At 67.4% G+C, this 14,309-nt stretch carries 11 protein-coding genes and 1 pseudogene; 9 read left to right on the plus strand and 3 right to left on the minus strand.

Annotated features, from left to right (window positions below; genetic code table 11):
• Both I004_RS36300 and I004_RS0127020 read right to left on the minus strand, forming a co-directional pair.
• Positions 1-287 (minus strand): annotated as a pseudogene (locus tag I004_RS36300) (portal protein); the annotation flags it as partial.
• A gap of 1,089 nt (positions 288-1,376) precedes the next feature.
• Positions 1,377-2,033 carry a GOLPH3/VPS74 family protein gene (locus I004_RS0127020; protein WP_158677113.1) on the minus strand — a complete coding sequence of 219 codons (657 nt, stop codon included), beginning with the start codon at positions 2,031-2,033 and terminating at the stop codon, positions 1,377-1,379.
• Between the two features lie 257 nt (positions 2,034-2,290).
• Between I004_RS0127020 and I004_RS0127025 the strand changes: the two genes are divergently transcribed.
• The 8 genes from I004_RS0127025 (at position 2,291) to I004_RS0127055 (ending at position 9,749) form a co-directional block, all read left to right on the plus strand.
• The gene (locus I004_RS0127025) at positions 2,291-2,482 is read left to right on the plus strand and encodes a hypothetical protein (protein WP_028438060.1); all 192 of its coding nucleotides are present in this window, start codon (positions 2,291-2,293) and stop codon (positions 2,480-2,482) included.
• A gap of 54 nt (positions 2,483-2,536) precedes the next feature.
• The gene (locus tag I004_RS39210; RefSeq protein ID WP_028438061.1) at positions 2,537-2,749 is read left to right on the plus strand and encodes a hypothetical protein; all 213 of its coding nucleotides are present in this window, start codon (positions 2,537-2,539) and stop codon (positions 2,747-2,749) included.
• Between the two features lie 103 nt (positions 2,750-2,852).
• Positions 2,853-3,740, plus strand: coding sequence for a hypothetical protein (locus I004_RS36305; protein ID WP_037978033.1), 888 nt, complete (start codon positions 2,853-2,855; stop codon positions 3,738-3,740).
• Positions 3,737-4,774 (plus strand): alpha/beta fold hydrolase, encoded by a 1,038-nt coding sequence (locus I004_RS36310; protein ID WP_037978036.1) that lies wholly within the window; start codon positions 3,737-3,739, stop codon positions 4,772-4,774. Before I004_RS36305 ends, I004_RS36310 begins: the two co-directional genes overlap by 4 nt.
• Positions 4,774-5,394: a hypothetical protein gene (locus I004_RS36315; RefSeq protein ID WP_051345488.1), complete on the plus strand. Its 621-nt coding sequence runs from the start codon at positions 4,774-4,776 to the stop codon at positions 5,392-5,394. Before I004_RS36310 ends, I004_RS36315 begins: the two co-directional genes overlap by 1 nt.
• Positions 5,391-6,161: a class I SAM-dependent methyltransferase gene (locus I004_RS0127045; RefSeq protein WP_028438062.1), complete on the plus strand. Its 771-nt coding sequence runs from the start codon at positions 5,391-5,393 to the stop codon at positions 6,159-6,161. The genes I004_RS36315 and I004_RS0127045 overlap by 4 nt, the downstream gene beginning before the upstream one ends.
• Positions 6,162-6,267: 106 nt before the next feature.
• The gene (locus tag I004_RS36320; protein ID WP_486580431.1) at positions 6,268-8,274 is read left to right on the plus strand and encodes an ABC transporter ATP-binding protein; all 2,007 of its coding nucleotides are present in this window, start codon (positions 6,268-6,270) and stop codon (positions 8,272-8,274) included.
• A complete protein-coding gene (locus tag I004_RS0127055) occupies positions 8,271-9,749 on the plus strand; it encodes a phytoene desaturase family protein (RefSeq protein WP_028438063.1) in 1,479 nt (492 codons plus the stop codon). The genes I004_RS36320 and I004_RS0127055 overlap by 4 nt, the downstream gene beginning before the upstream one ends.
• A 7-nt stretch (positions 9,750-9,756) precedes the next feature.
• Here the strand turns inward: I004_RS0127055 and I004_RS0127060 are convergent, their stop codons facing one another.
• Positions 9,757-10,731, minus strand: a complete 975-nt coding sequence (locus I004_RS0127060; protein ID WP_028438064.1) for a helix-turn-helix domain-containing protein — start codon at positions 10,729-10,731, stop codon at positions 9,757-9,759.
• 1,069 nt (positions 10,732-11,800) lie between these two features.
• Between I004_RS0127060 and I004_RS0127070 the strand changes: the two genes are divergently transcribed.
• The gene (locus tag I004_RS0127070; RefSeq protein ID WP_158677114.1) at positions 11,801-14,287 is read left to right on the plus strand and encodes a LuxR C-terminal-related transcriptional regulator; all 2,487 of its coding nucleotides are present in this window, start codon (positions 11,801-11,803) and stop codon (positions 14,285-14,287) included.
• Positions 14,288-14,309: the final 22 nt, after the last annotated feature.

Consider the following 14,309-nt stretch of genomic DNA (forward strand, 5'->3'; position numbering starts at 1 on the left):
TCGGCTGGGGAGGTGACCCGGCAGTTCGGGACCACGCGGCTGAGTTGTTCGGCGACGGTTCTGTCGAAGACCGTTACCACCAATGGGACGTTGGGCCGAATGTGCTCGGTCGTCAGTGCGTAGCGCAGGGACTCGACGTCGTCGTCGAGCAGGACCGCGACTCCCGCGACTTCTCCGTCCAGCGCACCGCGCAGTTCCTCGTCCGTGGGCCGGCCGAGATGGCATACACGGTGTCCGGCCGACTGCAGCGAACCGCACACCCTGCGCGCCATGTCGGCGCCGATCACCACGAAGTACCGTCCGGATGCCCCGTGTTCGCCACCGCCGTCATCCCGGTCGCGGGGTCTGTCGTCGACTAGCGCGCTGCCGCGCTCGTCTTCACGGGGGTGCTCAGAGAGAGAAGACACAGTCATCGGACCGGTAGGGGTCGCAGTTGAGGCAACGGAAGTCGCTGCAGCCGCCGCATCTGATCAGCAACTGGCCGCAGTGGCAACGGAGATGGAGCGGACGCGGCGAAGGGAGCGGCTCAGGCGGTGTTGCGCCGCCAGACCTCTCGATGCTCATGGTGTCCCTCTCGTGATGGATCGTCGGAGAGCCCCGGTGCGTGGTCGGTCCGGCACGGCCGAGCCACCACCGGGGGGCTGGGGGAGGGAAGGTTTGATTCCGAGGCGTACCCCGGGCAGTCCGCCCGATGGGGCGGCCCTCCAAGGGGTCTATGAGTACAGCCACCCACTCCGGTGACGGCGCCCGCTGGGCACGCCGACCCGCACATGTGGGAAGCGGGGCGCCGGGGATTGCCCGGCGACGAAAAGCACGTGCCCAGACGCTAGGAGTGCCACCGGTTCAGCACCATGAACAGATGTCACACCCCGCGGGCCCGTGTTCATACAAGTGCTCAACACCGGAAAATCGTCACTATGACCCACGGGCGGGCGCACAGTTGGAATGAGTCCGTCGCCGCTGCAGCCGAACTGGCTGAAACTCCGTCTGAGGGCCCCAGACGAAGAAGAGCCTTGGACACGAAGAGCGAAGCGGCCGATTCCAAGAACGGAGCCGGCCCCTCGGGGGCATAGATGAGGGGGAACTGATCACCAGTACCTATTCGGCGTCGGTTTGCGTGACAGCCTGCGGAGGCTGGGCGGAGGGCACGAGACTCGAACCAGTGAGGGGCTGAACCCAACACGCTTTCCAAGTCTGTTCGTACTGCTCGGAGCCGCGTACGACCTCGTTGACCAGGGTTAGCAACCGTGCTTGAGCTGCGGCGGAAGCGTCTCTTCGTACGTTCGTGAACGGCGATGCTCGCCGAGAAGGCCTCCGACCTGATTCTCGGCAACACCCCCTCGCTCCAGCGACGATAGGGAATCACCGCTGGAGTACTAGCTGGTGCCGGCGACGGCGGCGCCCACGGTGGCGGCGCCCACGACGGCGACGAGTTCGTACTGCATTGCCTCAAGGGCCCTACGTACTGCGGGAGCGGCCCAGTTGTCATGTGCCAGCTTCGCCGTGCGCCGTTCGACGTCCCGGGCCGGGACCCCGGGGAAGGCGCACTCGTACATACCAGCAGCACTCAGCACAACCGCCAAGCCGACGGTGCGTTCATCCGGTGTCTCGCCCCGTAGCACCACACCGGCCAACCGATCCCGGAGCGCGACCTCTAGGGAGCTGTCGAGCGTGGGGTAGCGACGTGTGGTGAACAGCCCCAGCGTCCTGCTCACCTCCTCGCCCACTGTCCCCCTTTCCCGAAGCCGGTCCAGTGCCTTACCGCGAACGCTCTTACGGAGCTCACGCACCCAGCTCTGCGCGGTGGCCGGCTTCTCGCGTGCGGCCAGCACCGCAAGCACGTCGTCCAGTACGGCAGAGCCCACAGGTGTCCGGTCGGCTACGACGACCTTGTGGTCGTCCACGTCGAGCCGCCCTGCCAAGGCCAGTTCAAGGAGGACAGCTCCGGCGGCGGCGCAATCTGTCCGCCACGGCTCCGGAAAGCGCCCCCGAGCGTCAATGGAGAGCAGAACTACCTGCTCATCGAGCGTCATTTGCATACCCACAACACTCCCACACGGCTGGCGGCCTAATGGAGGCCCGATGCTGCCGCATGCGAGGCAGCAAGATGACACCGAAACCCCTTCGTTCGGAGATTGACGCATGCCATCGTATGTGATGTCGGAAGCGAGCAGCCGAGGAATCCAATCACCATTCTGATGACGGGATTCCGTGATTTCCGCGCACTCGGCTCCCGAGTCCGGTGCCATACGAGAAGCCACGAAAGTACGAGAAAGAAGGAGACACATCCATGCTGCTTGAGAAGGTCAACAACAGTCACCTGCTGGACACCGTACTGACGGATGCCGCGAACGCGGAGGACCTGTCGCCGGCCGAGCCCGTCCTGTCCACCCCGGCTGCCGTTGCCGGGGGAGCCCTGGTCACCGCGGGTGCGTTCGGAGCCGGCGTCGGGCTCGGGGTCACCCAGGCCCAGGCCGGCTGACAACCGCCACATCGGCGCCCCAAGCAGAATCAAACCGTCGCTCAAGGAGTAAACGTGACTGCAGTCTCCACCAAGGTCAACGCAAGCCAGGAACTCAACGGCGTCTCGATACACGCCGGTGAGAACGAGTGGAACGGCCGGATGTCTCCGGTCCTCGCCACTCCTGCCGCGGTCGGCGCCGGGCTTGCCGGCGCAGCCGCCATTGCCGGTGCGGCAGCCGGCGGCATTGCGGTCGGAAACGCCGCCGGGCAGGCCGCGGGCGGCTGACTCACGCCGCCCGATGCCGCCTCTCGATAACCACCTGCCACCCACGCCGGTGAGAGGCGGCACATAATTCCTATGGCCGGGGAAGGGAAAGGGAAAAGCAACGATGAACATCTCCTCTGCAGCACGGAGATCAATCTCCTCCCCGGTCATAGGCCGGGAGCGCGCACTGACGACCGCGGAACAGCTCAGCGCGACCGCATATCTCATGAGCAGTCTGGAAATACTGGCAGCCGAACGCGACCGCCAGAAAGGCGGATTGAACAACTGGGATCTGGCCCGGGACAATTACACATGGGCACCGCCGAAGGTGCGCGCGTCGCTCGATTTCCTCGCCAGGCCGGACGTCACCCGGTGGATCCACGGGGCCCGCGCACTTGCCAGCGCCTCGCTGCTCGTACCGGGCACCAGTCGGCACCACCGCGCTGCCGCGAACGGCTTCCTCGCGCTCACCTCGGTCGCCACCTACCCGAGGCACCACTACGGCACCGACGGATCGGATCAGCTCTCCTTCCTCGTGCAGTCCGCGGCCATGATCGCCCGACTCGGCCAGCGGCAGCCCGCACTCGTCGACAGCTGCCTGTGGTACGTGGCGCTCCAGGCCACGCTCTCGTACGCCACATCGGGCTATGTGAAGATCGCCAGCCCCGTCTGGCGCTCCGGCGAGGCCCTGCCGGGCATCATGCGCACCGAGACCTACGGTGACGGCAAGGTCTACGACCTGATGAAGCGCTATCCCAAGGCATCCCGGAAGCTGGCGCACGCGGTACTCGCCATGGAGTGCGCCTTCCCCGCGGTATTCCTCGCCAAGGGACGGCTCACCCCGGCGATGCTCGCCGGACTCGGCTCGTTCCACGTGGTCAACGCCCGGGTGATGGGTCTGAGCCGTTTCGTGTGGGCCTTCCTGGCGACCTATCCCGCGATCCTCTATGTCACCCAGAGCCGTGTCACCCAGAGCCGTGGGTTCACGAAGCCCGGCGGAGGCGGACGATGACCGCAACCACGAGGATCACGATGCATCCCCGCAACGATGCGCTCCCTCGCATCGCCGGCGGCCTGCTGAGCGCCGTCGTCGCGACCGGGCTGACCGTCCAGCAGCTTCGCCACCGCAGGGTGCTGCGAGGCCAGGGCGACGAGTCGTTCTTCGAGACGTCCACGGGCAACGTGCTCGCCTATCAGCTCACCGAGGCCGAAGGACCGGATTCGTCGCCGGTCCTGGTCTGCGAGACCGGCCTGTGCTCCACCGTGGAGCACTGGATCCGGCTGCGCCGCATGCTCGGCTGCGACCACCCGGTTCTGGCGTACAACCGGGCCGGGTACGGACGAAGTGAGTACCGGCTGCGGGAGCCCTTCTCCCTTGCCGCGGCCGTCGCCGACCTGTGCGACCTGGTCCGTGAGGTCTGCCCGTCCAGGCCGGTGGTACTCGTCGGACACTCGCTCGGCGGCCATCTCACGCTACGGGCGATCGAGCCGCTGCGCGACCTGGTGACCGGCGTTGTGCTGCTGGACCCCAGCCACCCCGCCGAGCTGCTGCGGTCGCGCGTACAGGCCGACGGCGCCAACGTGTTGACCTCCGCTCTGGCGCTCATGCCGGAGTCCGCCAGGCTCGGTCTGGGCAGCCTGCTCACCTCGCCTCCCTGGCTGCGGTGGCTGCCTGAGGACATGCGGCCGCTGGTTCTGGACCAGTTCCGCGACTGGAAGCTGTGGAAGGCCACCGTTCGTGAATGGCGCGCGACCCACACCGAGTTCCTCAATCACGACGGCGTGCTGCCGAAGGTTGGCGTACCGCTCCGGTTGGTGGCCGCGGCCACCACGCACGCCAGGGACCCGATCCACGCCGAGCTGCACCGGGAGCTCGTTGGCACGTCGCCCGATGGCGACCTGTGCCTGATCGAGGACGCAAGGCACGACGAGCTCGTGATGAACGAACGGCCCGCGGCCCAGGTAGCAGAGCTGATCCGGGAGTTCACCATCGGGCTCCGCACGAGCGGGCTCCGCCCGACACCCGACGCGCCGGAGGTGCGCTGATGTTGCTGCCCAGGACCAAGAGCGAAGCGATAAGGCGGGCGGTGGAGTTCGGCTTCGCGAGCTGGCTGACGATCACGATACTGAGCCAGCACCCGAACACAGCCTTCGATCGGCTTCGGATAGCCGACAAGGTCGGGCTGCTCATACCCAACTGGCGGTTCTTCGCCCCGACCCCGGCCCGGCACGACTTCCACCTGCTGTACCGGACGCTGGACACCGACGGCGAGCAGTCCGCCTGGCAGTCGGCATCACAGATCAACAAACGGAAATGGGCCCACGCCGTCTGGTTCCCCGGCCGCCGTCAGGAGAAGGCCATCTTCGACGTGTGCGGCGAACTGGGCCGGTTGATCGGCCGTAAGGATGTGAAGGTCGCCGACAGTGCGGCGTACCGGCTGCTTCGCGACTTCGTCATCCGGCACCTCGACGAGTCCGACCCGCGACGGGTCTCGCTCACGGGCTTCCAGTTCCTGGTGGTGCTCTACAGCGGACACGACGACTCCGAGGACCCGCAGTACTCCTTCATCTCTCCCTTCATCCGGCTGTCCGAGCCAGATCCCACGGACCACGCCGACGACGCCGATCACACTGGTGCCGCAGACCAATTGGAGCACGCGGCATGACGAAGAGCGAGGCCGCGCCGCAGGTCGACGACCCCGGCTACGGCCGCAGGTTCGCCGACTTCTACGACAAGCTCTTCCCCAAGAACGCCGGTGCGGAGGCGATTGCCGAGGCTCTCGCATCCATGGCCGATGGCGGTCCCGCCCTGGAACTGGGCGTGGGCACCGGGCGGATCGCCATACCGCTCGCCGAACGCATCGGCGCTGTCATCGGCGTCGACTCCTCCCCGGAGATGCTCGAGGAACTGCGCCGCGACGTGGAACGCGCCGGCGCTCCGGTCCAGGCCGTCCACGGTGACCTGCGCACATACGAGGACGAGTGCAGCTATCCCCTCGTCTACCTGGTGTGCGGGACCCTCTCGATGGTGCTCGAACCCGAGCAGCAGCGGCAGGCGGTCGCCATGGCCGCACACCGCGTTGCACCGGGCGGCCGCCTGGTGATCGAGAACTTCAACACCCCGGGAATCCTCGCCATGAGCCAGGACAGCGGGCACTTCACCTCTTTCGCTCCTTACCCGGACCCCAACACCGGGCTGCTCACCTCCTGGTGGGTCGAGAAGGACACGGGTCTGTGGCAGTCGTCCCACATCTGGTTCGAGGACAACAGCTTCCGCATCGCCTCCGACGTCAACCGGCTCATCCCGCCGGAGGAGGTCGACCGCCACGCCACCGCGTGCGGGCTGGAACTGGTTCACCGCTGGTCGGACTGGCAGGGCACGGCATACGACGAGCGCGGCGCGATGTACATCGCCGTCTACGAGGTCCCCTGACGGGATGGTGAGACGGGCCGGCGAGCCCGGCGCGGAACCCAGCAGCCACCGAAGCACGACCCACCAACTCCGGGACACGACCCACCAACTCCGGAAGGAGCCCGCAATGACCGCCACGCGGTACACCGATCGTCGGCGGGGCCGCGGACGGCACAGCCGCAAGACCGACCGCACCACCTGGGAGGGGACCTGCGGCAAGCCGGAATCAGTCTGGACCGTCTCTCTCCAGCACCGGGCGCTGCTGATCACGGGCATGCTGCTGGGACTGCTCGGTGTGGTCGCCTCGCTCGCCCAGCCCTACGCCATCGGCAAGCTGATCGAGACTGCCGAGCTGGGCCGGTCGCTCGCCGGGCCGATCACTCTGCTCGTCGTACTCTTCTGCGCGGACGCGGCCTTCTCCTCACTCCAGGCCTACGCCATCGGACGAACCGGGGAGAACATCGTCTTCGACGTCCGCCGGATCCTGATCGAACGGCTGCTGCGGGCGAAATTGTCGTCGGTCAACAAGCAGCCACAGGGCGACATCCTCACCCGGACGGTGACCGACACCTCCCTGGTGAAGATCGCGCTTTCGCAGAGCCTCGCGCAGCTCTTCATCAACGGGGCGACGATCATCGGCGGTGTCGCCCTGATGTTCGCCATCGACATCTGGCTCATGCTGATCACGCTGGCCTGTCTGGGAGTGGCCAGCCTGGTGTCCATCGGCCTCGCCCGCAAACTCCGGCAGGTAGCCGTGCAGAACCGCGAGGACACCGGTGCGTTCGGCACCGATGTGCAGCGGGTGCTCTCGGCGCTGCCCACGGTCAAGGCCTCCCGTGCGGAGGACCGGGAGATGCTGCGGATCGGCCAACAGGCCCACCTCGCACGTACGTCGGGAATCCGGGTCAACGCGTTCAACGCGCTGCTGATGCCGTCCATGAACGTCGGTACCCAGGCGGCGCTGGCCATCGTGGTCGGCGTCGGGACGACCCGCGTGGCCGGCGGAGCGATGTCGATCGCTGACCTGACCGCCTTTGTCATGTACCTCTTCTACCTGGTGTCGCCGCTGGTGCTGTTCTTCATGGCCATCGGCCAGTTCGTACAGGGGCGCGCCGCGGTACAGCGGGTGGACGGGCTGACCGTACTGCCCCAGGAGGGGCAGGAGGAACGGGTCCAGCAGCCCGCTCTCGTCGGATCGCTGGTCCAGGACCGGGGCGCGATCGAGTTCCACGACGTCCGGTTCGGGTATGACGGGCAGAGTGCGGAGGCGAACGCGCTGGCGGGCGTGTCCTTCCACGTACCGACGCGCGGACTGACCGCGATCGTCGGCCCGTCCGGAGCGGGCAAGACGACCCTGTTCCAGCTCATCGAGCGCTTCTACCGGCTGGACGGCGGCAGGATCCTTCTCGGCGGCCAGAACATCGAAGCACTGCCCCTGGACACCGTCCGCGGACTGGTGGGCTACGTACAGCAGGACAGCGCGACGATGCGCGGCACCATCCGGGAGAACCTCACATACGCCAACCCGGAGGCCGCAGACGCCGACATCCGCGAGGCCGTGGAGATGGCTGGTCTCTCGGACGTCATCCAAGGTCTGCCACAAGGACTCGACACCGATCTGGGCGATCAGGGCAGCGGGCTCTCCGGCGGTCAGCGGCAGCGGCTGTGCATCGCCCGCACGCTGCTGCAGAAGCCCGCGATCACACTTCTGGACGAGGCCACTTCCCATCTGGACTCCGACTCGGAGCGGGATTTCCGGCAAGTGCTCCAGCGGATCTCCCGGCACTGCGCGGTCGTCGCGATCGCGCACCGCATCTCCACGGTGATCGACGCGGACCAGATCGTCGTGCTGGAGAACGGCAGGGTCCGTGCCACCGGAGTCCACGACGATCTGATGGAGCGGGACGACCTCTACCGCCGTCTCGCCGGCTCCCAGCTCCACGCCGAGTCAGGGCTCGTGGGCGAGCCGGTCATTCCGCGACTGGAGCAACAGCACCCGGCCTACGAGGCGTTCGAGCACCCGCCGCAGCAACTCAGGCCGGATGCGGACGCGTTCCAGCCGCAGAGCGCGGAGGGCACCTCGGACGTCCAGGCCGGTCAGCAGTTCCCGGAACCGGTGGGCGGCACCGTATGACCTCCGCCGACGTGGCGGTTGTGGGTACTGGGCCCAACGGGTTGGCGGCGGGGGTGACTCTGGCCCGGGCGGGTTTGAAGGTGGAGCTGTACGAGGCGGCCGACACCATCGGCGGCGGACTGCGCACCCAGCCGCTCTTCGAGCAGGACGTGGCCCACGACATCTGCGCCGCCGTCCATCCCATGGCCGCCGCCTCCCGCTTCTTCCGCGAATTCGACCTCGCCACCCGCGGCGTGGAACTCCTGCACCCGGAAATCTCCTACGCCCACCCGCTGGAAGGCGGCCGGGCCGGACTCGCCCACCACGACCTGGCCGCCACCTGCAGGGAACTCGGCCCGGACGGCGAACGCTGGCGGACACTGATGCAGCCACTGCTGAACCACAGCCAGGGCGTGGTGGACCTGATCCTCTCCGGCCAGCGCACCCTGCCCCACGACCCGTCCGCCGCACTGGCACTGGCCACCCGGATACCGGTACACGCCAGCCGTCTCGGCGCCGCCCGCTTCGCCACCGAAGAAGCAGCCGCCCTGCTCACCGGCGTCGCCGCACACGCCATGGGCAAACTCCCCAGCCTCGCCTCCGCAGCCGTCACGATGCTGCTGGGTCACCTCGCCCACGGCTCCGGCTGGCCATTGCCACGCGGAGGCAGCGCCCGCATCGCCCGGGCCATGGCCGCCGACATCACCGCACACGGCGGCAGCTTCCACACCAACTGCCCCATCACCAGCCTGGACCAGCTCACCAGCGCCCACACGATCCTGCTGGACACCAGCGTCAAAGGACTACTGACCCTCGCAGAGGACCAACTGCCACCGCGCTACACCCGCCGCCTCAAGCGATACCGCTACGGCCCAGCTGCCGCCAAGGTCGACTTCCTGGTCACCGAACCCATCCCCTGGGCCAACCCCGCCGTGGGGAGAGCCGGAACCGTGCACCTCGGCGGCACCCACGCCCAGATGACCCACCAGGAGACCCTGACCGCCCGCGGCATACCCACCCAGGAACCCTTCGTGCTGCTGGTCGACCCAGCCGTCACGGACCCGGGCCGCGCACGCCCCGGCAAACGCCCGGTATGGGCCTACGCCCACGTCCCCAACGGCGACCCCAGAGAACCCGCAGAACTCGTGCGCTCCCGCATCGAGCACTACGCCCCCGGCTTCACCGACACCATCCTCGCCCACCGCTCCGTCACCGGCGCCGGCTACGAGACCTACAACCCCAACTACGTCGGCGGCGACATCGGCTGCGGCGCCATGACCCTGACCCAGTCCCTCGCCCGCCCCACCCTCAGCATCGACCCCTACCGCACCCCACTACCCGGCCTCTTCCTATGCTCCGCGGCAACCCCACCAGGACCCAGCGTCCACGGCATGTCCGGCTACCTGGCCGCACGATCCGCACTACGCACACGCTTCGGCATCACCACCACACCCTCACTGGCACCCGAGCCGACTGTGGCGGAGGGCATGGGCTGACCCGGGTTCAGATCCAGCCCCGCTCGCGGGCCAACAGTGCCGCCTGTGCCCTGTTGTCAGCCCCCAGGTGCTTCATCACGGCTGCGACTTTGCGCCGGAACGTACGCACCGATACGCCGATGCTCCGTGCGGCGGCCTCGTCCTTGTCGCCCGAACACATGGCCACGAGCACCTCGCGCTTGGTCGCGGCGATCAGCGCTTCGTCGGCTGACTCCTCGTCGCTGGCCGGGAGTTCCTCGGCCTGTTCCCAGATCCGCCAGAAGAGGGCGACGATGCTGGAGACCAACCCGCTCTCGTGGGCTATCAACGCTCCGCGTGACGTTTCAGCGGGATCCACGGGCACCACGGCGACGTTCCGGTCGTAGGCCAGGATGCGTTCCGTGGTCTCGTCGACCACCCGGATCCGTGCTCCTTGGCCCGCCAGTTCGCGCAGATAGGCGGCTGTAGGGGGATGATCGAGCGCGGCGCGCAGCACGATCATGTGCAGCCGGATTCCCCTGCGCAGACAGCGCAGGTCCAGGCGGCGGGCGTACTCGATGCTCTCCGGCTGCAATTCCTCGTAAGGTTCGACGGAGAGCACTTCCTCCCGCGCGAAGAAGGAGAGGTCGTCTATCCGGTTGCGCATCTCCGCCAGATCCGTGAGCTGCTCGACATCACACGAGGCGGTAGTCCGTGAACTCTGCTCGGTACGCAGCGAATCGGCGATCTGCCGACACCCGGTGACCTGCTGGAGTTCGCTGTGCAGCGCTCCCAGTCGCTGGTCCGCGAGCCGCGCGATGGCGGTGTGCGGATCGGTAGGGATCATGCGGCGCCCGCCGATGATGCGCAGCATGCCCAGGTCCAGCAACCTGTCAACACAGTCCGGTACTGACTCCTTGTCGAGGTTCAGCTCCGCGTGGATCTCCTCAACGGGGGTGTTCGGGTTGCGGAGGAAGTACCGGTAGACCTTCTCTTCGGCCGCGCTCACACCGAGCACTGCCATCGCATTGGTTTCCAACCCGCGCCCACGTTGCTCTCGGGTCGGCTGGGGGTTACGACCTGCTCTGATGCGCGACGGACGAGGCGGTGGCGTGGGAGCAGGGACACTAAGAAGCACATCACGCATGGGAGTTGGACTCAGAGCTCCTCATTCAGGGGCAGGTTCATGTGGGCGGGCCACACCGCTCACAGGTGTCGGCCGTACGTGAACTCTGTTGGCAGTTGGTAAGTGACCCCGGCGGTCTTGGTGGAAGGCGCGCTGCTCGTGGGCCCGCGCGCCCGTGCGTCGGGTACTGCCCGACGCGACCGGTCCGGTCGATATCGAGATTCACAGAGTCTGTGGCAGCGTTTCAGGTGGGCTGTCTTCGGTAGCCGGAGGTCTGCCCCCGGTCCGGTGACGCCGACCGCCTTCGACCCGCTTGCCGCGCTTGTGTGTCCTCAGTGCCGTGGATCTGAATGGTCTGGCTCATCGCAGTCATCTCTGGGTTCTAGAGTCATTTTCTTCGGCCCGAAGTGTTGGACTACGAGCCAAAGTGATCTGCCCCATCACCTGTCTTTCGATCCTCACCGGCTGCTGACTGAGTGTGCATCGGCAGATCGTGCAGCGATGAGGGGCGGTGCGAATCCGCACCCGCACAACCTGGCCGGCCGCTACCGGACGTCGGGGGCGACAGGGGCCACCGGGGGTGACCGCAGGACGCCTGGGGCGTACCGATCTGGTTCAGCCGCATGACGGATAGCACCCCCACACAAGTGGAGAGGAACGCAAGAGATCGGAATCAAACACCACTCGACTTCTCACGCACATCGCAATCCCGCCCTGGTCCTTGTCACACAAGCACCATGAACTCCGCCCACTTCGCGGCCACATGCACGATGAGGTGGTGAGTCATGAGCAGGATGCTTCCGCTTCCCTCCGCACTCTTGTGCGCAGCCTGGTGCGCCTGGAGGTAATTGCGCGGACATCTCCGAATGGCGAAAGCGAGAAGGATCAGGCCTCGGTACTGGCCGAACTGCAGAGGACCAGTGGCTGGGCCCTGCGAGCCGCTGTGGCACGTGCCCGGCAGCGGGGAGTGAGCTGGCGTCAGCTCGCCGTCACACTCGACATGCCGGCGATGACGCTGCACCGGCAGTTCAACTCCGGACACGGCGTCTTCGCGATCGGACAGCACCGCGGCGGCCCGCCGCCCACGGAGACGAACACGGAGACGGGAGACCGACAGGCGAACGCGGCCGGACAGGGCACGTTCGCCGACGCCCCGGCCACCTCCACAGGAGCGCCGCCACGCCAGCAGGACGGCGATCCCCCGGCCGTACTGGACCAGCTCGTCGGGCGGGAACGCGAACTCGCGGACCTGCGTCCGCTACTCGCCAAGAACCGCCTGATCACCCTGACCGGTCCGGGTGGCGTGGGCAAGACGCGGCTGGCGCTGGAATGCCTCGCGAAGATCCGCGCTTCCTACGGTGGTGGTGTGCGGTGGGTGAACCTCGGGCCCCTGTCGGATGGCTCGCTGGTCGCGCCCACGGTCGCATCGGCCGTCCTTGGCGGATCCATTCCGACCGGTTCCGTCGAGGAGGCCGTCGCTGACGGCTGCGGTTCCCGGTCCGCCCTCATCGTGCTGGACAACTGCGAGCATGTGATCGAGAGCTGCGCGGAACTCGTCGAACCGTTACTGGAGCGATGTCCCCGGCTCAGTGTGCTGGCGACCAGCCGCGAAGCTCTGCAGATCACCGGTGAGACCGTCTTCCCTGTCACACCCCTGCCCGTACCCGGATCTGGCAGGGGCACCGTGGCCCGCTCCGGCGCCGCCGTCCAACTGTTCGTACACCGGGCGCGCTCGGTGCAACCATCCTTCACCCTCACGGACACGATGGCCGAAACCGTCGCGACGGTGTGCATGCGTCTCGACGGCATCCCACTCGCCATCGAACTGGCCGCGCGGCAGACCGCGTTCCTCTCTCCCACCCGTCTGCTGGAGGACGCCGACCGGCGGCTCGACCTGCTGGTGGGCGGTCTGCGCACCGCGCCGCACCGCCACCAGAGCCTGCGGTCCGCCATCAGCTGGAGCTACGACCTGCTCGACGCGGAGCAGCAGCAGGTGTTCCGTCGGATGTCAGTGCTCCCAGGCGGCTTCGAGGAGCCATTGGCGACGGCTCTGTGCGCCGGTCTCGGACTGTCCGGACACCGTGTGTGGTCACTGCTGACCGCCTTGGCCGACAAGTCCCTGCTGGTGAGCGACCAGGCAGCCACGGGTCGATTCCGCATGCTCGAGTCACTGCGGGTCTTCGGCGGGGAATGCCTCGAAGCGGCAGACGAGACCGAAGAAGTGCACGAGCGGCTGCTGGCCTGGATGGCGGATTTCTCGGAGAGGCTGTTGCTGTGGACCAGCAACCCCGCCGTCGACCTCGCCGGACAACTCGACCGGGAACGCCACAACCTGCACTACGCCGTCACCACCGCTGAACGTCTCGGCGATCCCCGGACACCTCTCCTCGGCGCCGCGCTCACGTCCTGCTGGAACAGGCGCGGCGTTCCCCGCCAGGGCGAGAGGCTCGCGGAGAGGCTGCTCGCAGCCCACCCATCCCCCTCGGTAGGACGCGCCTGCCTGTCCACCATGCTGTCGGAAGCACTCTGCCGACGAGGGCACCATGCGGATGCCGTCGCCCCCGCGGAGGAAGCTCTCAGCATCGCCCAGACCCGAGAGCATCCCACGCTCATCGTCCGCGCGCTCGGTGCGCTCAGCAGAGCACGTAGCTGCCTGGGCGAGCACGACGTGGCGCTCGGGATATATCAGCGGCAGGTGGAGCTGCTCCGCACACTGGAGCAGCCCACACTCCTCGCGATGATCCTGAACCGCCTCGCCTGGAAGCTGCTGATGATCGGCCGGGCCGACGAGGCGACCGGGCACATCGAAGAGGCACTGTCGTTACTTGACAGCGACAACGCGCCCGAGGCACTCGGCGCCACCCTGCACACCGCGGCCGGCGTCTCCATCACCCGGCAGCGGTTCGAAGAGGCCGCCCAGTACTTCACGATGGCGCTCGCCATGCATTCCGTTGACGCCGAGGGCAAGCTGTACAACCTCGAAGGCCTGGCGCTCGTCGCCATGACCGACGGCCAGCCCGAACGCGGACTGCGCCTGCTCTCCACCGCGAAAACGATCCGGGAAAAATCACATCTGGTCGCTGACGCATGGTGGAAGGACATGGTGCAGACGGCCGCGGACCGAGCCCGCCAGGACCTGCCCCCGGCCCGTGCCGCCGCCGCGCTGGCGGACGGGGCGGGGCTCAGCCATGACGAGGCCATCCGCTACGCCCTGCACAACGCCTGGCCGCTGGGCCGTTGCGACCACCCCGATTCGGTTCTCACCTCCCGCCAGTGGCAGGTGGCCGAACTCGTCGCACAGGGCCTGACGAACCAGCAGATCGCCGCACGCCTGCACATCTCCCCACGTACCGCCGCGAGCCATCTGGAAGCCGTGAAGATCAGACTGAACCTGCAGACCCGAGCACACGTGGTCACCTGGGTAGCCGCCACCGAACACACTCGCAAGGAATAGCCACCACACGGGCGGCGGCAGT

The organism is Streptomyces sp. TAA486 (genome assembly GCF_000426165.1).

Excerpts from the sequence above, each read along its gene's own strand:
- I004_RS0127020 (WP_158677113.1), bottom strand. The coding sequence starts at position 2,033 with ATGACGCTCGATGAGCAGGTAGTTCTGCTCTCCATTGACGCTCGGGGG.
- I004_RS0127025 (WP_028438060.1), top strand. The coding sequence starts at position 2,291 with ATGCTGCTTGAGAAGGTCAACAACAGTCACCTGCTGGACACCGTACTG.
- I004_RS36305 (WP_037978033.1), top strand. The coding sequence starts at position 2,853 with ATGAACATCTCCTCTGCAGCACGGAGATCAATCTCCTCCCCGGTCATA.
- I004_RS36310 (WP_037978036.1), top strand. The coding sequence starts at position 3,737 with ATGACCGCAACCACGAGGATCACGATGCATCCCCGCAACGATGCGCTC.
- I004_RS36315 (WP_051345488.1), top strand. The coding sequence starts at position 4,774 with ATGTTGCTGCCCAGGACCAAGAGCGAAGCGATAAGGCGGGCGGTGGAG.
- I004_RS0127045 (WP_028438062.1), top strand. The coding sequence starts at position 5,391 with ATGACGAAGAGCGAGGCCGCGCCGCAGGTCGACGACCCCGGCTACGGC.
- I004_RS36320 (WP_486580431.1), top strand. The coding sequence starts at position 6,268 with ATGACCGCCACGCGGTACACCGATCGTCGGCGGGGCCGCGGACGGCAC.
- I004_RS0127055 (WP_028438063.1), top strand. The coding sequence starts at position 8,271 with ATGACCTCCGCCGACGTGGCGGTTGTGGGTACTGGGCCCAACGGGTTG.
- I004_RS0127060 (WP_028438064.1), bottom strand. The coding sequence starts at position 10,731 with ATGGCAGTGCTCGGTGTGAGCGCGGCCGAAGAGAAGGTCTACCGGTAC.